The 20,678-nt window shown below is 64.8% G+C and carries 19 protein-coding genes; all 19 read left to right on the top strand.

Features of this window, described 5'->3' with window-relative positions; translation table 11 throughout:
- Positions 1 to 324: 324 nt before the first annotated feature.
- Positions 325 to 1,716 carry a hypothetical protein gene (locus HNQ66_RS15960; protein ID WP_184145166.1) on the top strand — a complete coding sequence of 464 codons (1,392 nt, stop codon included), beginning with the start codon at positions 325 to 327 and terminating at the stop codon, positions 1,714 to 1,716.
- Positions 1,717 to 1,914: 198 nt separating this feature from the next.
- Positions 1,915 to 3,951 (top strand): O-linked N-acetylglucosamine transferase, SPINDLY family protein, encoded by a 2,037-nt coding sequence (locus tag HNQ66_RS15955; protein WP_184145165.1) that lies wholly within the window; start codon positions 1,915 to 1,917, stop codon positions 3,949 to 3,951.
- Between the two features lie 229 nt (positions 3,952 to 4,180).
- On the top strand, positions 4,181 to 5,365 hold the full coding sequence (locus HNQ66_RS15950) for a flagellin N-terminal helical domain-containing protein (RefSeq protein WP_184145164.1): 1,185 nt from the start codon (positions 4,181 to 4,183) through the stop codon (positions 5,363 to 5,365).
- Between the two features lie 310 nt (positions 5,366 to 5,675).
- On the top strand, positions 5,676 to 6,335 hold the full coding sequence (locus tag HNQ66_RS15945) for a hypothetical protein (RefSeq protein ID WP_184145163.1): 660 nt from the start codon (positions 5,676 to 5,678) through the stop codon (positions 6,333 to 6,335).
- Positions 6,332 to 7,579, top strand: a complete 1,248-nt coding sequence (locus HNQ66_RS15940) for a MotB family protein (RefSeq protein WP_184145162.1) — start codon at positions 6,332 to 6,334, stop codon at positions 7,577 to 7,579. The genes HNQ66_RS15945 and HNQ66_RS15940 overlap by 4 nt, the downstream gene beginning before the upstream one ends.
- Before the next feature lie 4 nt (positions 7,580 to 7,583).
- A complete protein-coding gene (motC, locus tag HNQ66_RS15935) occupies positions 7,584 to 8,924 on the top strand; it encodes a chemotaxis protein MotC (protein WP_184145161.1) in 1,341 nt (446 codons plus the stop codon).
- Entirely contained in the window at positions 8,921 to 10,267 is a 1,347-nt protein-coding gene (gene fliK, locus HNQ66_RS15930; protein WP_184145160.1) for a flagellar hook-length control protein FliK, read from the top strand. Before motC ends, fliK begins: the two co-directional genes overlap by 4 nt.
- Positions 10,191 to 10,769 (top strand): transglycosylase SLT domain-containing protein, encoded by a 579-nt coding sequence (locus tag HNQ66_RS15925; protein WP_184145159.1) that lies wholly within the window; start codon positions 10,191 to 10,193, stop codon positions 10,767 to 10,769. The genes fliK and HNQ66_RS15925 overlap by 77 nt, the downstream gene beginning before the upstream one ends.
- Positions 10,770 to 11,050: 281 nt before the next feature.
- A complete protein-coding gene (gene rem / locus HNQ66_RS15920; protein WP_184145158.1) occupies positions 11,051 to 11,725 on the top strand; it encodes a transcriptional activator Rem in 675 nt (224 codons plus the stop codon).
- Positions 11,726 to 11,821: 96 nt separating this feature from the next.
- Positions 11,822 to 13,087 (top strand): flagellar hook protein FlgE, encoded by a 1,266-nt coding sequence (locus tag HNQ66_RS15915; protein ID WP_184145157.1) that lies wholly within the window; start codon positions 11,822 to 11,824, stop codon positions 13,085 to 13,087.
- A gap of 44 nt (positions 13,088 to 13,131) precedes the next feature.
- A complete protein-coding gene (gene flgK, locus HNQ66_RS15910; protein WP_184145156.1) occupies positions 13,132 to 14,565 on the top strand; it encodes a flagellar hook-associated protein FlgK in 1,434 nt (477 codons plus the stop codon).
- A 3-nt stretch (positions 14,566 to 14,568) separates the two neighbouring features.
- The gene (locus tag HNQ66_RS15905) at positions 14,569 to 15,624 is read left to right on the top strand and encodes a flagellar hook-associated family protein (RefSeq protein ID WP_184145155.1); all 1,056 of its coding nucleotides are present in this window, start codon (positions 14,569 to 14,571) and stop codon (positions 15,622 to 15,624) included.
- Positions 15,625 to 15,662: 38 nt separating this feature from the next.
- Positions 15,663 to 16,007, top strand: a complete 345-nt coding sequence (gene flaF, locus HNQ66_RS15900; protein WP_184145154.1) for a flagellar biosynthesis regulator FlaF — start codon at positions 15,663 to 15,665, stop codon at positions 16,005 to 16,007.
- Complete coding sequence (gene flbT / locus HNQ66_RS15895) at positions 16,004 to 16,450, top strand: flagellar biosynthesis repressor FlbT (protein ID WP_184145153.1); 447 nt, start codon at positions 16,004 to 16,006, stop codon at positions 16,448 to 16,450. The genes flaF and flbT overlap by 4 nt, the downstream gene beginning before the upstream one ends.
- Positions 16,444 to 16,860: a flagellar hook assembly protein FlgD gene (flgD, locus tag HNQ66_RS15890; protein WP_184145152.1), complete on the top strand. Its 417-nt coding sequence runs from the start codon at positions 16,444 to 16,446 to the stop codon at positions 16,858 to 16,860. The genes flbT and flgD overlap by 7 nt, the downstream gene beginning before the upstream one ends.
- A gap of 9 nt (positions 16,861 to 16,869) precedes the next feature.
- Positions 16,870 to 17,136 (top strand): flagellar biosynthesis protein FliQ, encoded by a 267-nt coding sequence (gene fliQ, locus HNQ66_RS15885; protein ID WP_184145151.1) that lies wholly within the window; start codon positions 16,870 to 16,872, stop codon positions 17,134 to 17,136.
- 98 nt (positions 17,137 to 17,234) lie between these two features.
- Positions 17,235 to 19,322, top strand: coding sequence for a flagellar biosynthesis protein FlhA (gene flhA, locus HNQ66_RS15880; protein ID WP_184145150.1), 2,088 nt, complete (start codon positions 17,235 to 17,237; stop codon positions 19,320 to 19,322).
- Positions 19,319 to 20,071 carry a flagellar biosynthetic protein FliR gene (gene fliR, locus HNQ66_RS15875; protein WP_184145149.1) on the top strand — a complete coding sequence of 251 codons (753 nt, stop codon included), beginning with the start codon at positions 19,319 to 19,321 and terminating at the stop codon, positions 20,069 to 20,071. The genes flhA and fliR overlap by 4 nt, the downstream gene beginning before the upstream one ends.
- Before the next feature lies 1 nt (position 20,072).
- The gene (locus HNQ66_RS15870) at positions 20,073 to 20,471 is read left to right on the top strand and encodes a hypothetical protein (protein WP_184145148.1); all 399 of its coding nucleotides are present in this window, start codon (positions 20,073 to 20,075) and stop codon (positions 20,469 to 20,471) included.
- Positions 20,472 to 20,678: the final 207 nt, after the last annotated feature.

Below are 20,678 nucleotides of genomic sequence, written 5' to 3'. Positions count from 1 at the left end.
GGCCTGAAGATGCATTCGGGCCCCTGCCGGCAAGCCGGCTCCAGGTGGGGGACGATTGCTTTCGAGGGCGTGGGGATCAGAGACATTCGTTGCTCTGGGTGCATGATGCCATTCCGCTGTGCTGGCTCGCGCGAGCCATGTTTCACCTAGCACAAACGCCGGCCAAGGGCGGTGCCGGGCCTGCCGATGCCGATAAGGGCATGCGCAGCGTCGGCGGCCTCGTATCATGCGCAAGGATTTCGACATCCTCGCCGTGAAACCTCCTGGATTACCGGACGTGCGACAGGTGATTGCGTCTGCCAACTTCAATCTTGGGGTAAATCCATGTCTCTCACTTCGTTTGTTTCCGGCCTGTCTGCAACGCAGGTCAAGGGCCTCTCCACCACGAACGTTGCGGCACTCGACACCGCTGCCGTCGGCGCGCTGAAGTCCGAAGCCGTTGCCGCACTTTCCTCCAGCCAGCTTGCGGTCATCGCCGACGATGAAATCGAATCGCTGAAGCTGAGCAGCCTGTCGACCGCCGCTCTTGCCGGCCTGACGCTCGGCCAGTTCCAGCAGATCAACACGTCTGCCACGGCCTCCCTCACCGATGCCCAGGTCTCCGGCCTTTCGACCGGCCTGGTCAGCCAGCTCGTAACGGCCGACCTCGACGCGCTCGATGCGTCCCAGGTCAAGGCCCTGACGTCCAAGCAGCTCGCCGCGCTCAACGCATCGCAGCTCAGCGCAACCTCCATCGTCAACCTCGACGCTGCACAGGTCGGCAAGCTGAGCGGCGCCCAGATCACGTCCCTCGACGATGCGGCCGCTGCCGCCCTTACCGCCACCCAGCTCGCCGGCATGAGCTCGGACGGTGTCGCCGGCCTTGAAGCCGCTGACATCACCGCCCTCTTCGCCGGTGCATCGTCGAAGATCGCCGCGCTCTCCACCAAGGCCCTCGCCGGCCTGGACGGCACCGATATCGCAGCACTCGACGCCGACGGCGGCGCCAAGCTGACGACGGACCAGATCAAGGCGCTCAGCTCCGCACAGGTTGCTGCGCTGACCAGCGACGAAGTCGGTAGCTGGACCTCCGATCAGGTTGCGGCCCTGGCCTCCAAGCAGATCCAGTCCCTGAGCATCGCCGCCCTCAGCTCGACGCAGCAGGGCTTCCTGACCGCGGGCCAGATCAGCGCTCTCAACTCGACGCAGATCGCCGCCATCGACGACGGCGCCCTGGACGCCTGGACGACCGCACAGCTCGGCGCCATCAGCTCCACCGGCGTTGCAGGCCTGTCCACCGACAACGTCGCCGCGCTCGACGCAACCCAGGTCAACGCCCTCAACTCGAAGGCCTTCGCCGCTCTCGACACGACCCAGATGGGCAAGCTCGACGCGGCTGTCTTCAGCGGCCTCAGCTCCGACCTCGTCAAGGTACTGTCGACCGACAAGATCGCCGGCCTGACGAGCGACCAGGTCACCGCCATGGGCACGGCGCAGGTTGGCGCCATGTCCTCGGCCCAGATCGCGGCTCTCGACAATGGTGACCTCGCCCTCTTCAGCGCGGGCGAATTCGCTGCCATCTCCGACGCCGCTCTCAAGGGCCTCGAGGAAGACGACCTGATGCACATGACCGATGCCCAGCTCGACGAGCTGACGTCGGCCCGCGAATCGCTCTTCTCGCAGGACCAGACCAACTGGATCATCGCCGCCTACACGGAAACGACCAACGCACAGTAATTGACGGAAACGGTCGGCACGGCCTCGGCCGTGCCGTATCCTCCACCGCGATACGGGAAACGGGCGGCGCTCTTGCGCCGCCCGTTTTCGTTCATGGGTCCATGACAGCCAGCCCCGCACAAGCCAGACGGGCAATAAGCGCAGGGTGTTTCACTGCGCCTGCAATTGCGTTTCCGCGGCCGTTTGTCGGAGGATGACATGAACGTAAAGACCACTGTGGCTGCGGACCCGGCATCGCCCATCGTCAATGTGTTCCAGCGCGCGCGCAGCCAGAAACTGTCCCTGGCCGAGCTCATGCAATCCGCCGAGGCCCTGACGGGCGCGGGGCTGCTGGCGCAGGCGATCGATCTCTACAAGACCTGGATCGCCTTCAACGAAAGCAATCCGCTCGTCCACATGGCCGCGTTCAACTATGCCGTGGCGCTTCGCCAGGCGGGTGATGTCGTCGGCACGATCCATGCGCTGCAGGCCTGCCTGAGGATGGATCCGACCTTCGGCCCCGCCCATATCAATCTCGGCCGCGCCTTCGAGGATGGCGGCCAGATCGACCAGGCCGTGCGCCAGTGGCTGTCCTTCGTCGAGGCGACGAAGGAGATCACGCCCGAAAGGCTCGGGCATCGCCTGATGAGCCTCCAGCATACCGGGCGCGTGCTGGAGAATGCCGGCCGGCTGGAGGAGGCGGAAGCCATCCTGTGGCAGGCGATCGAGCTGCAGCCCATGAAGCCGGAGGCGGCGCAGCACTGGCTGTCGATCCGCCAGCACCAGTGCAAGTGGCCGATCATGACGCCGTCGAGCCATGTCACCGCGCGCCAGCTTGTCGACGCGCAGTCGCCGCTGACGCTCGGCTGCTACGCGGACGATCCGATCTTCCAGCTCGCGAGGGCCTACCGCTACAACAAGACGCTGGTCGGCCGTCCCGACATCAGCGTCGTGCCGCGCAAGCCCGCCCGTAGCAAGTCGGGCAGCGGCCAGCGCCTTCGCGTCGGCTACGTTTCCTCGGACCTGCGCCAGCATGCGGTCGGCTTCGCCCTCAGCGAGGTCCTTGAACTGCACGACAAGAAGAGCGTCGAGGTCTTCGCCTATTATTGCGGCGACCCGGCTCCCAACGATCAGACGCAGGCGCGCATCAAGGCCGCCGTGGATTGCTGGCGCGATATCGCGGCGATCAGCGATGTCGAAGCGGCCAAGTTGATCAGCGACGACGAGATCGACGTCCTCGTCGACGTCAACGGCTATACCAAGCACGCGCGCACGGCGATCTTCGCCTATCGTCCGGCGCCGGTCATCGTCAATTTCTGCGGCTATCCGGGCTCCATGGCGAGCCCCTACCACCAGTACATGATCACCGACGGCTATATCATCCCGCCGGAAAACGAGATCTACTATACCGAGAAGGTCTTGCGCATCGCCTGCAGCCAGCCCGTCGACCGCAAGCGCGAGATCGCCGCGCGGCCGACGCGGGCCGAGGCGGGCCTGCCGGAGGACGCCTTCGTCTATGCCTGCTTCAACGGCATGCAGAAGATCACCGAGGAGTGCTTCACGCGCTGGCTCGCCATCCTCGCGGCCACGCCCGGCAGCGTGCTCTGGCTGCTCGGCGAGAACGATACCGCCAGCCGGAACCTGCGCCAGAAGGCGGAGCAGGCGGGCGTCGCCCCCGAGCGCATCATCTTCGCGCCCAAGATCCCCAATCCGCGGCACCTTGCCCGCATCGCGCTCGCCGACCTGTTCCTCGATACGTTCCCCTACGGCGCGCATTCGACGGGCGCCGACGCGATCGGCATGGGCCTGCCGGTCCTGACCGTTCCGGGCAAGACCTTCCCGGCGCGCTTCTGCGCCAGCATCGTCGCCGCCGCCGGCATCGCGGACCTGATCTGCGCCTCGCCGGAGGACTATGTCGAGCGCGCCATTACGCTTGCGAAAGACCGCAAGCGCCTCGACGCCGTCCGTAAGACGCTCACGCAGAACCGCGACACCTGCGTCCTGCGCGACATGCCGGGGCTTGCCCGTCGGCTCGAGGAGCTCTTCTGGCAGATGCAGGGCGAAGCCGAGCGCGGCGAGACGCCCGTGCCGGACCTGCGCAACCTCGACGTCTATTACGAGATCGGCACGGAACTCGTTCAGGAGAACCCCGCATTCGAGAGCGAGGAGGCCTATCGCCGCCGCTATATCGAGAAGCTGGCGCAATGGGACGCGTTCTCGCCGCTGCCGCACGACACCCGCCTCTGGCCGGCCTGAGGATCGACGCATGGCCAGATCTGGCCATGCGAAATTTACGCTTTCTTCATTTTCGTTTATGAAGCGTTAACGGCGTTAACCATTTGTTAACCATTCGCCGTTAACCAGTTGTTAAGAACGATGGATCGGCGCCAGGGCAAATGCGCGCCGAATGCATGAAGCCCCTGTCGTTGCCGGTCCCCGCCTCACTCCGGCCTGTCCCCGACACTTCTTTCCAGGGCAAGTGCCAATGACCAGCATATTGACCAACTCCGCCGCCATGGCGGCGCTGCAGACCCTTCGTTCCATCGACAAGGGCCTGGAGACCACCCAGGCACGCGTTTCCTCCGGCCTTCGCGTCGAGACCGCGGCCGACAATGCCGCCTACTGGTCTATCGCGACCACCATGCGCTCCGACAACCGCGCCATCTCCACGGTGCAGGACGCCCTCGGCCTCGGCGCCGCCAAGATCGACACCGCCTATGCCGGTCTGGAATCGGCCATCGAGGTCGTCACGGAAATCCGCGCCAAGCTCGTCGCCGCGACCGAAGAGGGCGTCGACAAGGCGAAGATCCAGGAAGAGATCACCCAGCTCCAGTCGCAGCTCGTCAGCATCGCCGAAGGCGCCTCCTTCTCCGGCGAGAACTGGCTGCAGGCCGACCTGACGGCGGCCAGCGGCTCGGTGACGAAGAGCGTCGTCGCCTCCTTCGTCCGCAACGCCTCGGGCACCGTTTCCGTCAAGACGGTGGACTATCTGCTCGACGGCTCGACCGTTCTCTTCGACCAGGGCGGCAATCTCGGCATCCTCGACAAGACATCCGTGATCGAGGGCCCCGCCGTCACGCTCAACATCAACGAGGGCGGCGTCTTCACCGAGCACACCGTCGCCGCGTTCACGACCGACGAAGTGATTGCCGCCGGTGCCGGCGCCTCGACCTTCGACGGCAGCTATGCCACCGACGGCTCGAACAACTACGTCAAGGTCGCCGACGACACCTGGGTCCTCGCCGTCAACCAGACCACCGTTCCCAGCCAGGAAGTCGCCTACGAGGATTCGAGCAACAACCTGTGGGCCGTCGACACGACCAACACCGTGTCGGCCACGACATCGTCCGTCGAGTCGCTGTCGATCAGCAACAGCACGACGGCCGCCCAGCTCGACGGTCTCCTCAAGATGGTGGATACGGCGCTGGAGACGATGACCAGCACCGCGGCCGACCTCGGCGCGATCTCCACCCGCATCGACATGCAGGAAAGCTTCGTCGCCACGCTCAACGACGTGATCGACAAGGGCATCGGCCGTCTCGTCGATGCCGACATGAACGAGGAATCGACGCGCCTCAAGGCCCTGCAGACCCAGCAGCAGCTCGGCATCCAGTCCCTCTCGATCGCCAATTCCAGCGCCGAGAACATCCTCCAGCTCTTCCGTCAGTAAGGGCGGGCGCTTCACGAATCCCCCCGGCCGAAGGTCAACGGCCGGGCGGGCGGTTGGGCCGCGCGATTGCCCTGGCGCGGCCCAACACCCTCCATCTTCATCCTCGCACAAGTTTGAACGCCTAGGTTCGACGGCACGATCAGGAAGATCGCGCGCGTTTTCCTTCATGAAGGCGCGGTGTCCGGGGAGACAGGTCAGCGGTGTTGTCAGGTTCCAGTGTTATCAAGAGCGAACGTCGAAGCGGCCCGCGGGTTTCCCGCCGGGCCTCGTTTGCGTTCGTCCGGCACGCGTTTCGGCCGGGAGGCGCGGCATGAGCGCCCAACTCGCCCGCTACCTCAAGGATTTCGGCGCCCCTGCGCGCGCCAAGGCCCCGGCCTTCCAGCCTTCGCCCGCCTTCGGCCTCGATGAGCCGGATGCCGGAATGGGCGAGCCCTTCGCCATGCCCGCCGCGCTGCCGCCCGTCGATATCGAGGCCGAGCGCGCGGAAGCCCACGCCGCGGGGCGCGCAGAGGCCGAAGCCGAGCTCGTCGCCCGGCACGAGGCGGAGATCGCCAGCCTCAAGGAGGCGCAGCGCGCCGAGGCCGAGGCGTTGCGGGCGCGCTACGAGCAGGATTATGCCGCAGCGCTCGCCGAGCGCTTTTCGGCGCTCTCCTTCGAGGTCGGCGAGCTCGTCGCCGCGCAGGTCGCCCATGTGCTCGCCCCGGTCATGAACGAGGTCCTTACCAAGGGCGCCGTCGCCGACCTTGCGCGCATGGTCGCCGAAGGCCTTCCCGAAGGCGAGGGGCTGACGATCACGGTGAAGGGGCCGGCAAACCTCTTCGAGCAGTTGAAGTCGCATTTCGGAGAGGCCGCGCCGGTCTTCCGCCATGTCGAAATGCAGGATGTCGATCTGACGGTGGAATTCGGCGACACCGTCCTGGTAACGCGGATGGCGGCCTGGGCTGACACCGTGCGCAAGGTGCTTGGATGAGCGAAGGCGAAAATCACCACCACGGCAAGAACGAGATCATCATCGTCAAGCGCCACGGCGATCACGACGGCGATCACCATGCCGCCGCCTGGAAGATCGCCTATGCCGACTTCATGACGGCGATGATGGCATTCTTCCTCGTGATGTGGCTCGTCAACGCAGCCAACGAGGAGACCAAGGCCTCCGTCGCCTCCTATTTCAACCCGATCAAGCTCACCGACGACAAGCCGGCGGAAAAATCCGTGAAGAAGCCCGCCAACAGCGCGGAGGGCGAAGCCACCCAGGACAAGTCCAAGGAAGAGGGCCAGCAGCAGGAAAGCGGCAACGGCGCGGAAAAGGGCAAGGACGAGAACACCACGGCCGGCGAGGAAACCCAGTATTCGCAGGCCGATTTCTTCGAGAACCCCTATTCGGTCCTCTCCGAGATCGCGCAGGAAGTCGGCCAGCAGGCCAATGTCAGCGCCAAGGGCGAGGGGGGCGCGGCCAATTCCGGCCCGGCGACCGGCGCCAATGGCGGCGAAGCCTATCGCGACCCGTTCGACCCCGACTTCTGGACGCAGCAGGTCGAGATATCGCAGGCGACCGATGCCGGCAGCGAGGCGGCGGCGAAGGACGGCAAGCCCGCCGAGCAGCAACAGCAGATGGCCGCCGTCGACGCCGACCGCACGGTCGAGGACGCGCTGAAGGAGGCCGACAGCGAGGAAGCGGCGAAGAAGGCCGAAGCCGACAAGGCCGCGGTCGCCGCCGCCAGGGACAAGGCGGAAAACGCCAAGGCCGAGGAGGAAAAGAAGGCCGACGACCTGAAGCAGCAGATCGCCAGGGAGATCGGCTCGCTCGGCAAGCTTGCCGAGGGCCTCACCGTCACGCCCGCCGAGGGCGGGCTTCTGGTAAGCCTCACCGACCAGCTCGACACGCCCATGTTCAACATCGGCTCGGCCGTTCCGCGCAAGGAAATGGTGCTGGCCATGGAGAAGATCGGCAAGATCCTCGAAGGCCGGCCCGGGGCGGTCGCCATTCGCGGCCATACGGACGGACGGCCCTTCGCCGGCGGCAAGAACGACAACTGGCGCCTGTCGATGGACCGCGCGCAGAGCGCCTACTACATGCTCGTGCGCGGCGGCCTCGAGGAAAAGCGCGTCAGCCAGGTCTCGGGCTTCGCCGACCGCCGCCTGAAGGTTCCGGACGATCCGATGGCCGATGCCAACCGCCGCATCGAAATCCTCATCCAGGCCGAAGGCGGCTGATGCGATGGGCCTCCTGCGTCGCCTCCTCCTGACGGGTACGGTTTTCGGCGCGGTGCTCTGCGCCGGTGCGGCCGCACGCGCCCAGGCGCCGGACGACCTTGCGCCCTACAAGATGATCCGCTCGCTGCAATATGTGCAGGACACGGTGGTGCTCGGCGACCATTCGGCCATGGAGATGCAGCGCTTCCTGCTCGGCACGATCGACGAGCGGCTGCGCACGGCGGACCCCTCGATCTTCGACGACCCGCGCAATGTCGACGCGGCGCTCGTCTATGCCATGAGCGGCGGCAATCCCCAGACGCTGGAATATCTGATCCGCAAGGATGTCGCGGGGCACTTCGATTCCCGTCTCACCGATGCGCTGCGCGGCTATCTGAGCGGGCGTGGCAACCAGAGCGTGAAGTCGCTGGCGGAGATCTTCCCCGAATACAAGCGCTCGCGCGTCGGGCCATACCTCGCGCTCGTCTCGGCCAATTCGGTGATCCGCAAGGACCCGAAGCTGGCGCTCGACTATTTCGACTGGGCGCGGCTCGTCGCGCCGGGCACGATCGTCGAGGAGGCGGCGCTGCGCCGTTCCATCTATGTCGCGACCGAGGCCGGCTGGATCGACAAGAGCATGGCCTATGCGAACCGCTATGCGCGGCGCTACCTGCGCTCGCCCTATGCCAGCCAGTTCGCCGACCTCTTCGTGAAGCTCGCGGTCGACCATTTCGACGAGATCAAGGAAGAGGACATCCTCGAGATCCTCTCCTTCATGGACGTTCCGCGCCAGCGCGAGGTCTATTTGCGCATGGCGCGCCTTGCGGCGATATCGGGCAAGAACAAGCTCGCCTCGCTTGCCGCCGAGCGCGCCCAGATCCTGTCGGGCGACGGCGAAAGCGTGCCGAAGGTGCTTGCCGACCTCTATTCGGGCCTCGCCTCGGTGCCGTCCAACGACGTCGCCTCGGCCATGGAATCGATCATCGCCATTCCGGACGAGAAGCTGTCGGCCAAGGACCGGGCGCTGAAGGCGGCCGCCAAGGCGGTGGCGGAAGAGGTTCTGCGCGCGCCAGCGGAGGCGAAGCCGGCGGAGACCGCCCGCAAGAGCGCAGAGGTAGCGCCAGCCGCGACCGAGGACGCCTCCTACGAGGGGCTGAGCGAGGCGGAGGCGGCCGATCGCGCGATGGACCCGCAGGCCGGGGCGGCGGATACGCCCGTCGCGCTCGACGCGGCGCCGGACAAGGAAAAGAAAAAGCAGGAACAAAATGCGGCGGCGGGCATCGACCCGGCCTTCGATACATTCGTATCGGGCGGCCGGTCCAAGCTCGACGAAATCGACGCGCTCTTGAAAGGAGAAGGCAGTTGAGCACCATCGACAGCGGGGTTCTGGGCATCGTTCAGGGGCATGCATCGGCGAAGGGCAAGGCCGGGCAGGGCAAGGGCGAGGGCATGTCCGAAAAGGGCGATTTCGCCACCACCATCGCCAATCTCCAGGGGCGCGAAGGCGGTGAGGGCCGCAAGGGCGGGCGGATTTCGATTTCCGCGGCGGCCCACGGCGAGAAGGCCGAGCAGCCGGGCGGCACGCGCGGAAAATCCGCGCTCGCCGACATGGCGGCGCTTGCCGAGGCTTTCCGCAAGGCGGGCGAAGAGCCGGAAGGTGAGGCGGCAGCGGTGCAGGCCGCCGCCGAGCACGTCGGCCACAAGGAAACCGCCGAAAAGCACAAGTCCGCGAAGAAGGCCGGGGACGCTGCCGACGACGATGCCGGGGATGCGGGGGACAAGCCCGCGGCGCGCACCGAGGTCGGCAATCTGCTGGACATGCTCGCGGCGCCCGCCGTCTTGCCGCATGCTGTCGGCAGCGCCGGCGGCAAGGCTGCCGTGCACGGCGTTTCCGACGTGAAGGCCGAGGCCGGCGGCAAGACGTCCGGCAAGGTCGCCGCGGAAACGGACACGGGAACCGAGACCGGCAGCGCCGAGGATGCGGCGGAGGGCGCGGACCTTCCGAAAACCGGCACCGACCGGCTGTTCCGCCTCATGCGGGCGGATGGCAAGGGCCGCAGCCTCGACATGAACATTTCCGGCAATGGCGAGCGGACTTCGGTGCGCGATGCCAACCCGACCGGGCCGAAGGGCGAGGCGGTGGCCGTCCTCGACGCGCGTCGCTATATCGGCCTCGCGCAGACCGGCAACGCGTCGGCGGTGACCGCGGCCATCACGCAGGATCCGCAATGGGCGGCCTCGCTGAGCGCGACCGGGGGCCTTGCAAACACGGATGCGGCGGCGACCGGCAAGGTCGTCAACACGCTGAAGATCCAGATGCATCCCATCGAGCTCGGCCTCGTGACGGCGACGCTGCACCTGCAGGGCGAGCAGCTCGTCGTGTCGCTGCAGGTGGAGACGGGCGATGCCTATCGCCAGCTCAGCGACGACCAGGATTCCATCGTGCGGGCCCTGCGCGGCCACGGCTTTGCCGTCGACCAGGTGAGCGTGCAGCTCGCCCCGACGGATCGCAGCGCCCAGACCAATGCCCAGGGCCAGCCGCAACAGCAATTCTCCGGCCAGCCGCAGGCCCAGGAGGGCGGCAACGGCCGCCAGGGCGGCGAGGGTGCGTCTGCACGCGAGGGAAGGTCCTATGAAGGCAATACGTCGGAAAACGCTTCTGCCGGCTCTGGCGGGCAGCCTGTGCGCTCTGGCGGCGTCTATCTCTGACGCCAGCGCGTCCACGGGCGCCTGCGAGCGGGAAATCCTCTCGGCGGCGGCCAAGTACGATATCCCGCCCGGCATCCTCTACTCCGTCGGTCTCGCCGAGACCGGCCGGAAGGGATCGCTGCAGCCTTTCGCGCTCAACATCGAGGGCAAGGCCTATTTCGGCCGGAACCGGGAGGAGGCGCTGCAGGCCTTCGAGGCGGCCCGCGCGCGCGGCGCGAAGCTGATCGACCTCGGCTGCATGCAGATCAACCACTACTTCCACGGCGAGCATTTCGCCTCGCCCGCCGAGATGTTCGACCCGCGCCGGAACGTCGACTACGCGGCCTCGTTCCTGGCGCGCCTGCATGCGCGCCACGAGACCTGGACCATGGCCGTCGCGCGCTATCATGCCGGCCCGAACAACGACCCGGCGCAGAAGCAATATGTCTGCCGCGTGATCGCGAACCTGGTGGCGACCGGCTATGGAAGCTGGACGCCGAACGCGAAACAGTTCTGCCGCTGATTCATCCGATAGTTGAAATCTGTCGCTGAAAACGACCTGTGCCGTATTGTGGCAAGAATGCGCCCCATTTTGGAGTGGCAAGGCGCGGCGTTAACCTTTGTTAACTTTTCCACCGTAAAATTGTGGCTATTTCCAATTTAGCATACTATATGTAGATCAAATCGGCACGCAATTCTTAATCAACTGTTAATTCCACCCAGTCACTTCCTCTAGTTGCCGGTGATTCGCCCGATTCGTACCACTGCCTGAACGAGGCACCACACTGATTCGGAGGCGGACGAATGATCGTAGTGGTTGATGAGCGCGAGCTCGTTAAAGACGGCTATACTTCTCTTTTTGGTCGCGAGGGCGTGCCCTCGACGGGGTTCGATCCCCGTGAATTCGGCGAGTGGGTGAACACCGCGGCCGATTCCGATATCGACGCGGTCGAGGCGTTCCTGATCGGCCAGGGCCAGCTCTCCATGGATCTGCCGCGGGCGATCCGGGATCGCTCGCAGGCCCCGGTGATCGCGGTCAGCGACACGCCCTCCCTCGAAACCACGCTCGCCTTCTTCGACAGCGGCGTCGACGACGTCGTGAGGAAGCCGGTCCATCCCCGTGAGATCCTTGCCCGCGCGGCCGCCATCCGGCGCCGCCTCAAGGCGCTTGCCAACCATACCGACATCGGCCCGATCCGCGTCTTCTCGGACGGCCGCGACCCGGAAATCTCCGGCGACGTCTTCGCCCTGCCGCGCCGCGAGCGCCGCATCCTGGAATATTTGGTCGCCAACCGCGGCCGCCGGCTCTCCAAGACCCAGATCTTCAATGCGATCTACGGCATCTTCGACGAGGACGTCGAAGAGAACGTCGTCGAAAGCCACATCTCCAAGCTGCGCAAGAAGCTGCGCAAGAAGCTCGGTTTCGACCCGATCGATTCCAAGCGCTTCCTTGGCTACTGCATCGACTGGCAGGGTTGAAAGAAGATTGCCGGCTGGCGGGAGGCGGACCCGGCAGCCAGCTTCACGCAAGGCCCGTCCCATAGGGTCCTGGTACGAGACGAACGGGGAAATGACATGAGCCTCTACGGTACGATGAGAACGGGTGTTTCCGGCATGAATGCGCAGGCCAACCGCCTGAGCACGGTTGCCGACAACATCGCCAACGCGAATACGACGGGCTACAAGAAGGCCTCGACCCAGTTCTCCTCGCTGATCCTGCCGTCGACCGGCGGCGCCTACAATTCGGGCGGCGTCACGACGGACATCCGCTATTCCATTTCCTCGCAGGGCACGTTCACCTACACGACGTCGACGACGGACCTTGCCATTAACGGCAAGGGCTTCTTCATCGTCGAGGGCGCGGACGGCCAGGAATACATGACGCGCGCCGGCGCCTTCACCCCGATGGACGACGGCACGCTGCGCAACAGCGCCGGCTTCACGCTGATGGGCTATCCCTATTCCTCCACGGAAGACCCGACGATCGTCATCAACGGCTTTGCCGGCCTGGAAAAGATCAACCTCGCTTCCGGCGAACTGAACGTGAAGGCATCCGAAAGCGGCTACCTGCACGTCAACCTGCCGTCGAACGAGGCGCATCCCTATTCGAAGGCGACCTCGCTGGTCGCCTATGACAGCCTCGGCAACACCCGCAAGCTCGACTTCACCTATTCGACGACGGCAACGCCCGGCGAATGGAACCTGAGCGTGACCTATACGGACGATTCCGGCGCCATCCACGACATGCTGAGCCCAACGCCCGACACGGCCATCGTGGCCTCGCCGGCCGCGGCCACGCAGGAGGCGCTCAGCTTCGACACGTCCGGCAAGCTCACCAACCCGACCGACATCAGCACCTTCGGCATGACCATCGGCGGCGGCGAGCTCAACGCGCTCAACATCTCCATCGGCGGCGACACCGGCGGCTCGACGCAGCTCGCCTCGGCCTTCGCGGCCAAGGGCGACATCGACGGCATCGGCCCGAGCGGCGTGGCCGGCTACGAGATCAGCGACGACGGCATCGTCTACCTCAAGTACGAGAACGGCGACATGGCGCCGAAATACCGTATCGCCATGGCCAACGTGCAGAGCCCGGACAACCTCAAGCCGCTGCCCGGCAACGTCTATACGCAGAGCCCGGATTCGGGCGTGGTCGTCATGGGGTACGCCGGCAACGGCGGCTACGGCACGATCCTGTCCGGCGCGCTGGAGGATTCCAACGTGGATATCGCCGAGGAACTGACGAGCATGATCGAGTCGCAGCGAAACTACACTGCGAATTCCAAGGTCTTCCAGACCGGCTCCGAACTCATGGAAGTCCTCGTCAACCTCAAGAGATAGGCGGCCTGAAGCCACCGCGTGCATTCGAGAGTTAGGTAGATCCGATGTCGCTTACAGCAGCAATGAAGACTGCTCAGTCCAGCTTCTCCAACGTGGGCCTGCAATCGGCCGTCGCGTCGAAGAACATTGCCAATGCGAGCAACCCGAACTACGCCCGCCGCGCGGCGGTCCTCGCCACCGCGTCTTCCGGCGCCACGGTGGTGGAAACGCAGCGCGCGCAGAACGAGGCGCTGCTGAAGCAGAACCTGCTCTCGATCTCCAAGTCCTCCGGCCAGGACACGCTGCTCTCCGGCCTCACGCAGATGAAGATGATGCTCGGCGGGGAGGACTACGAGCTCTCGCCGTCGACCTATCTCGCCAAGCTGCGCGACAACCTCCAGACCTTCGCCGACAAGCCGAACGAGGTCTCGCTGGCCGAGACCGTCGTGTCGGATGCCGTCGACGTCGCGAACTCGCTGAACAGCACCTCGCTCGCCCTCCAGAAGGCGCGCGCGGAAGCGGATGCGGACATCGATACCTCGGTGACGGAGCTCAACCGTCTCCTCTCCGAATTCCAGACCTACAACGACAAGGTCCGGCAGGGCACGGCCGCCGGCACCGACGTCAACGACGCGCTCGACCAGCGCGACAAGCTGCTGACCGACATCTCCTCGATCATCGGCGTGACGACGGTTACCCGCACGAACAACGACCTGGCGCTCTACACCAGCGACGGCACGGTGCTGTTCGAGACGGTGCCGCGCGCGGTCAGCTTCCAGCCGACGACCACCTATACGGCGACGGTCGAGGGCAACCAGATCCTCATCGACGGCGTGCCGGTACAGGCGGGCACGGGCGGCAATACCAGCGCGCGCGGCTCCCTTCCCGCGCTGCTCCAGCTTCGCGACCATACCGCGCCCACCTTCCAGGCCCAGCTCGACGAGATCTCGCGCGGCCTCATCAACATGTTCTCCGAGAACGGTGACGACGGGCTCTTCGTGCGCAACGGCGTTGCCGTCGGCGACGACCTCACCGTCACCGCGGTCGTCCCCGGCCTTTCGACGGTCATCAAGGTGAACCCGGATGTCATCACCAGCCAGGGCGGCAACGCCATGCTGCTGCGCGACGGCATCAACACCACCTACAACGTCAACGGCGACGCCAGCTTCTCCGACCTGCTGAACAACTACACGACGGCGTTCGAGACCCCGACGACCTTCGCGCCGGAAGCGGCGATCGACACGACGGGCACGATCCTCGCCTTCTCGACCGGCTCGGTCGGCTGGCTGGAACAGAACCGCAGCGCGGCGACGACGGCGAGCGACGACAAGAACGCGCTGCTCGGCCGCACGCAGGAAGCGCTCCAGAACGTGACCTCCGTCAGCCTCGACGAGGAACTGTCGCTGCTGCTCGACCTGGAGCAGTCCTACAAGGCCTCCGCGAAGCTGGTCTCGGCGGTCGATGAGATGATCACATCACTTCTACAGGCGGCGGGGTAAGTCATGAAGGCTTCTTTCGTTTCCAACCTGTCTCTCCAGAACACGATGCGCCTGACCGTGGCCAAGGCGCAGAAGGAGATGACGCAGCTTCAGGAGGAGACGGTCACCGGCCGTCACGCGGATGTCGGGGCCGTGCTCGGCGCCAAGACCGCGCGCACGCTGAACCTCCACCGCGACCTCCAGCGCATGGAATCGCTGAAGAGCACCAACGCGCTGACGACGCAGCGCCTTGCCGCCTCGCAGGAAGCGCTCGGCCAGATGTCGACGGCGGCGAACGACGCGATGGAAGTGCTGATCGCGCTTTCCGGCATGACCTCGGCCGACCAGCTCGACCTTGCCAAGACGAATCTCGGCAATGCGCTTTCGACCTTCACGGCCGCCGCGAACACCTCCTTCAGCGGCGAATATCTCTTTGCCGGCATCAATTCCGACGTGATGCCGCTCGACGACTACCTGCAGGAAACGCCGCCTTCGGACGCCAAGACCGCCTTCGATGCCGCCTTCCTCGCCCATTTCGGCTTCGACCAGTCGAACCCGAACGTCGCCAACATCACGCCGGCCGACATGCAGGCCTTCATCGGCGATCTCGAAACGAGCTTCATGGGCCCCGACTGGGAGACGAACTGGTCGAACGCCTCCAACGAGAACATGGAAAGCCGGATCAGCGCGGCCGAGACCGTGCAGAGCTCGACCAACACCAATGCCGACGGCATCCGCTATACGGCGCTCGGCCTGGTGATCGGCCACGAGATGCTGGCGCTCGATATTTCCGAGCAGACGCGCAAGACGGTCAGCGATGCGGCGATCGACTATGTGGGCCGGGCCATTGCCGGCGTCGACAGCGAGCGTTCCAAGCTCGGCATCTCCGAATCGCGCGTCACCCAGGCCAATACCTCGCTCGATGCCCAGGTCACCATCCTGAACACGAGCATCACGGACATGGAAGGCATCGACACCTACGAGGCGGCCACGCGTGTGACCACGCTCGAATCGCAGCTGTCGCTCGCCTACACGCTGACGTCGAGGATCCAGAACCTGAGCCTGCTGAACTACCTCTGATGAACCAGAGGGTACGGACACACATGAAGGATGTCTGAATGTACCAGTTTTCATATGCCGAGATCATGGAGGAAGGGGTCGCCGTCTCGAAGGATCGGGAACGGCAGGTCCTCGAGCGGTCGATAGCGCTCCTGAAGGCGGCAATGGAGTCCGACGGCGGCAAGGCCACGGTGGAAGCCGTCTATTTCACCCGCCGGGTCTGGATCCGGTTCATCGAGGATCTCGGCGATCCCGAAAACGAACTCGAAGACGAGCTTCGGGCCAATCTCATCTCGATTGCCATCTGGATTCTCAAGGAGATCGAAAAGATCCGCAAACGCGAATCCACGAATTTCCAGGGCATCATCGACATCACCACCATCATCAAGGATGGCATCAAATGAAAAGTACGCTGCGTATATCGCTGAAGTCCGGTGAGCGCATTTTCGTCAACGGCGCGGTCCTTCGGGTCGATCGCAAGGTCGCGATCGAATTCCTGAACGATGTGACCTTCCTTCTGGAAAACCACGTCCTGCAGCCGGAACAGGCCACCACGCCGCTCCGCCAGCTCTATTTCATCGCGCAGATGTCGCTGATCAACCCGGAAGGCGCCGAGCAGTCGATCGCCATGTTCCGCAAGTCGGTCATCATGCTGCTCACCTGCTTCAAGAACGAGGAGGTGCTGGCCGAGCTGAAGCGCGTCGACGCGCTCGTCACGCAGGGCCGCGCCTTCGAGGCCCTGAAGGCCATCCGCGCCCTTTACCCGATCGAAGATCGCATCCTCAACAACCAGGAATTGACGCCGGCAACGGTCGAACAGATCCGCAGGGAGATCGCACCATGGTAGACGCTGTCGGTTCCACCACCTCTTCAGGCTATATCCCGAGCGTGACGGGCGCCGACGCCGGCACCGATTCCAGCAAGGCGACGCTGAACTACGAGAGCTTCCTGAAGCTGCTCGTGGCGCAGATGAAGAACCAGGATCCCACCGAGCCGATGGACGCCAGCCAGCAGATGGCGCAGCTTGCGACCTTCTCGCAGGTCGAGCAGACCATCAAGACGAACAAGAACCTGGAAAGCCTTCTCCAGCGCACCTCGCTGCAGGAAGCCAATTCCGTCATCGGCCGCACGGTCACCAGCGATGACGGCAAGGTTTCTGGCGTCGTCAAGGAAGTCGCGCTATACAATGACGGTATCGTTGCGACGCTTGATTCGGGCGAGAAGATCGTCGTCGGACCCGGCGTAACCGTGAAGTGATCCTATTCCGTGAATGAGGCAGACGCCCTCGATATAGCGCAGGCAGCCATCTGGACGGTCATCGTGGCCTCCGGCCCGGCCGTGCTCGCCGCCATGCTCGTGGGCGTCACCATCGCCTTCATCCAGGCGCTGACGCAGGTGCAGGAAATGACCCTCACCTTCGTCCCGAAGATCCTCGCGATCTTCGTCACCATCGCGATCTCCGCCCCCTTCATCGGCGCCCAGATCTCCATCTTCACCGACCTCGTCTTCTCGCGAATACAAAGCGGCTTCTAGCCCACCCTCGCGCAAGCTTCGCCCTGTAGGTCATCGGGTGAAATGGGCGGCGTGCGTGGCGCGCCGCCGCCTCTCATGACGAGACGGGAAGCATTCAGATGGCACAAGTACCGGCAATCAACCTTCCGAAGGTCGGCCTCAAGTTCCGCGATATCGCGTTCGCCGTAGGCATCCTGACGATCCTGTCGATCCTGTTCCTGCCGATCCCGGCCTTCATGATCGACATCGGCCTTGCCTTCTCGATCGCCTTCTCCGTGCTCATCCTCATGGTCGCGCTGTGGATCCAGCGGCCGCTCGACTTCTCGTCCTTCCCGACGGTCCTGCTGATTGCGACCATGGTGCGCCTGTCGCTCAACATCGCGACGACGCGCGTGATCCTGTCGCACGGCAACGAGGGCCACAACGCGGCCGGCGGCGTCATCGCCGGCTTTGCCAGCCTCGTCATGTCCGGCGATTTCGTCATCGGCCTCATCGTCTTCATGATCCTGATCGTGGTGAACTTCATCGTCATCACCAAGGGCGCGACGCGTATCGCGGAAGTGGGCGCCCGCTTCACCCTCGACGCCATCCCCGGCAAGCAGATGTCGATCGACGCCGACCTTTCCGCCGGCCTCATCGACGAGAAGCAGGCGCAGGTGCGCCGCCGCGAGCTGGAAGAGGAAAGCTCGTTCTTCGGCTCGATGGACGGCGCCTCGAAATTCGTGCGGGGCGATGCCATCGCCGGCCTCATCATCACCGCCATCAACGTCTTCGGCGGCATCGTCATCGGCTATTTCCGCCACGGCATGGAGCTTTCGGAAGCCGCCGACGTCTTCGTGAAGCTCTCGGTCGGCGACGGTCTTGTCTCGCAGATCCCCGCGCTCATCGTTTCGCTCGCCGCCGGCCTCATCGTTTCGCGCGGCGGCACGGCCGGCTCCACCGACCAGGCGGTCGTCAACCAGCTTTCCGGCTATCCGCGCGCGCTTCTCGTGGCCGCCGGCCTCATGTTCCTGCTCGCCATCATGCCGGGCCTGCCGCTCATTCCCTTCGCCATGCTCGGCGGCGTCATGGCCTTCGGCAGCTGGGTCATTCCGCGCCGCATCGCCGAGGAAAGCCGCGTCAAGCGCGAGCAGGAGGCCCGCGAGGTCCAGGCCTCGCGCGACCAGGAGAAGGATTCGGTCAAGTCCGTGCTGAAGACCGCGGAGATCGAGCTCCTCCTCGGCAAGCAGGTCTCCACGCGCCTTCTCGGTGCGCACCAGGAACTGGCGTTCCGCGTCGGCAAGATGCGCAAGAAATTCGCCGGGCAATACGGTTTCGTCGTGCCGGAGATCAAGGTCTCCGACGACATCTCCATTCCAGACAAATCCTACCAGATCCGCATCCACGGCACGACAGTCGCGTCCAACATCGTGCGCGTCGGCGAAGTGCTGGTCGTCACCGGCGGCGGTCGAAAGCCGAGCGTGCCGGGCGACGATATCCGCGAGCCCGCCTTCGGCATGCCGGCCGTCTCGATCCTGGAAACCTTCGCAGACGACCTGCGCCGCGAGGGCTTCCACCCGATCGACAACGTCTCGGTCGTGCTGACGCACCTTTCGGAAGTCATCCGCAACAACCTGCCGCAGCTTCTCTCCTACAAGGACGTGAAGGTGCTGATCGAGCGGCTCGACCCGGAATACCGCAAGCTCGCCGACGAGATCTGCTCCTCGCACATGTCCTATTCGGGCCTGCAGGCCGTGCTCAAGCTGCTGCTTGCCGAGCGTGTCTCCATCCGCAACCTGCACCTCATCCTCGAAGCGGTCGCCGAGCTCGCCCCGCATGTGCGCAAGACCGAGCAGATCGTCGAGCATGTGCGCATCCGCATGTCGCAGCAGATCTGCGGCGACCTTGCCGAGAACGGCGTGCTGCCGGTTCTGCGCCTCGGCAACAAGTGGGACATGGTCTTCCACCAGGCGCTCAAGCGCGACTCCAAGGGCGAGATCGTCGAGTTCGACATCGACCCGCGCCAGCTCGAGGAGTTCTCCGAGCAGGCGACCCGGGTTATCCGTGAGTTTCTCGACCGCGGCACGCCGTTTGTGCTGGTCACCTCGCCCGAATCCCGCTCTTATGTGCGCATGATCATCGAGCGCCTCTTCGCCACATTGCCGGTTCTCTCGCATGTCGAGCTTGCCAAGGGCATCGAGATCAAGATTCTCGGCTCCATCTCATGATCACGGATCCCGAAGGCACGGTGCTGGCGCTGTTTGCCGCCTTCTGCCGTGTCGGCGGATGCTTCATGCTGATGCCGGGGTTCTCCTCCGCGCGCATTCCCATGCAGATCCGCCTCTTCGTGTCGGTGGCGGTTTCCATGGCGATCCTGCCGATCATGTGGGACACGATCTATCCGCGCGCCAGCGGCTCGCTCGACGGCTACCTTTCCATGATCGCCTTCGAGACGCTGACCGGCGCGGTGATCGGCCTCATCGCCCGCTACTACGTGCTCGGCCTGCAGTTCGCCGGCACAGTGCTGACCATGATGATGGGCTTCAACGCGCCGCCGACGCCGGACGTGCTGGAGGAGACGGCGGAGAACCAGCTGACGAACCTCCTGTCCTTCTGCGCCCTCATGGTGCTGTTCCTGCTCGATTTCCATCATGTCGTCATGCGGGCGCTGGTCGATTCCTATTCCGTCATGCCGCTCGGCGCCGGCTTCAACCCGCAAAGCGCGCTGATCACGCTCACCGACACGCTGAGCCAGACCTTCATGATCATGCTGCGGCTGGCGAGCCCCTTCATCCTCTACGGCCTCGTCTTCAACGTCACGATCGGCCTCATCAACAAGCTGGCGCCGCAGATCCCGATCTACTTCATCTCGCTGCCCTTCCTCATCATCGGCGGCATGATCCTGCTCTATTTCGGCGTTTCCTCGCTGCTGGAAATATTCACCGCCGGCTTCCTGCCGGTCTTCCGGGGGGAGTAGCATGGCGCAGAGCCGGTCGGAGAAGCTGAAGCGCCTCGTGAGCGTGCAGCGGCACCTGGAGAAGATGGCCGAGATCGACCTTGCCAACACGACGCGCCAGCGCCAGGAGGTGGCCGAGACGATGGACGTGGTGGCCGAGGCCATCGCCTCGCTGGAGCCCGTGCACCGCAGCTTCTCGCGCCACTATTCCGGCCAGTACAGCCGCCTGCAGCAGCAGGACCAGATGCTGGCCAACGTGCAGCAGATGCACGAGATGCGCGTGGTGCGCGAGCGCACCAAGGGCGACCGCATGGAAGAGCACCGGAAGGAAGCCCGCAGCGCCGAGGACCGCGAGGCCGCGGACAATTCCATCTACGATCTCATCGACCAGCACATCGCCTACAAGCAGGACGACGACTGACCGCGAGGCTTGCGCCGGAATGGAAAGCCGAAGGCCCGCCATCACGGCTTCGTCATCCGCCACCAGCCTCCCGTAAGGTTGAGCAGCGATAGTCGCATCAGGACGATGACGAGGTTTGCCGAAAGCAGCCGAGGTCCGGAATGGTCATGAGGCCGGCAGACCGTCATGAAGACGGGCGCGGCATTTGCGGAACCACCCGAAAGGCTC

This window comes from Shinella fusca (assembly GCF_014203155.1).
GTDB lineage: Bacteria > Pseudomonadota > Alphaproteobacteria > Rhizobiales > Rhizobiaceae > Shinella > Shinella fusca.
The sequence above is the reverse complement of the archived record's forward strand: the minus strand, read 5'-3'. Positions and strand labels throughout refer to the sequence as shown.

Excerpts from the sequence above, each read along its gene's own strand:
- flbT (WP_184145153.1), top strand. The coding sequence starts at position 16,004 with ATGAAAAGTACGCTGCGTATATCGCTGAAGTCCGGTGAGCGCATTTTC.
- flgD (WP_184145152.1), top strand. The coding sequence starts at position 16,444 with ATGGTAGACGCTGTCGGTTCCACCACCTCTTCAGGCTATATCCCGAGC.
- HNQ66_RS15925 (WP_184145159.1), top strand. The coding sequence starts at position 10,191 with ATGAAGGCAATACGTCGGAAAACGCTTCTGCCGGCTCTGGCGGGCAGC.
- HNQ66_RS15915 (WP_184145157.1), top strand. The coding sequence starts at position 11,822 with ATGAGCCTCTACGGTACGATGAGAACGGGTGTTTCCGGCATGAATGCG.
- HNQ66_RS15950 (WP_184145164.1), top strand. The coding sequence starts at position 4,181 with ATGACCAGCATATTGACCAACTCCGCCGCCATGGCGGCGCTGCAGACC.
- rem (WP_184145158.1), top strand. The coding sequence starts at position 11,051 with ATGATCGTAGTGGTTGATGAGCGCGAGCTCGTTAAAGACGGCTATACT.
- motC (WP_184145161.1), top strand. The coding sequence starts at position 7,584 with ATGGGCCTCCTGCGTCGCCTCCTCCTGACGGGTACGGTTTTCGGCGCG.
- HNQ66_RS15945 (WP_184145163.1), top strand. The coding sequence starts at position 5,676 with ATGAGCGCCCAACTCGCCCGCTACCTCAAGGATTTCGGCGCCCCTGCG.
- HNQ66_RS15960 (WP_184145166.1), top strand. The coding sequence starts at position 325 with ATGTCTCTCACTTCGTTTGTTTCCGGCCTGTCTGCAACGCAGGTCAAG.
- flaF (WP_184145154.1), top strand. The coding sequence starts at position 15,663 with ATGTACCAGTTTTCATATGCCGAGATCATGGAGGAAGGGGTCGCCGTC.
- flgK (WP_184145156.1), top strand. The coding sequence starts at position 13,132 with ATGTCGCTTACAGCAGCAATGAAGACTGCTCAGTCCAGCTTCTCCAAC.
- flhA (WP_184145150.1), top strand. The coding sequence starts at position 17,235 with ATGGCACAAGTACCGGCAATCAACCTTCCGAAGGTCGGCCTCAAGTTC.
- HNQ66_RS15870 (WP_184145148.1), top strand. The coding sequence starts at position 20,073 with ATGGCGCAGAGCCGGTCGGAGAAGCTGAAGCGCCTCGTGAGCGTGCAG.
- HNQ66_RS15905 (WP_184145155.1), top strand. The coding sequence starts at position 14,569 with ATGAAGGCTTCTTTCGTTTCCAACCTGTCTCTCCAGAACACGATGCGC.
- fliR (WP_184145149.1), top strand. The coding sequence starts at position 19,319 with ATGATCACGGATCCCGAAGGCACGGTGCTGGCGCTGTTTGCCGCCTTC.
- HNQ66_RS15940 (WP_184145162.1), top strand. The coding sequence starts at position 6,332 with ATGAGCGAAGGCGAAAATCACCACCACGGCAAGAACGAGATCATCATC.
- HNQ66_RS15955 (WP_184145165.1), top strand. The coding sequence starts at position 1,915 with ATGAACGTAAAGACCACTGTGGCTGCGGACCCGGCATCGCCCATCGTC.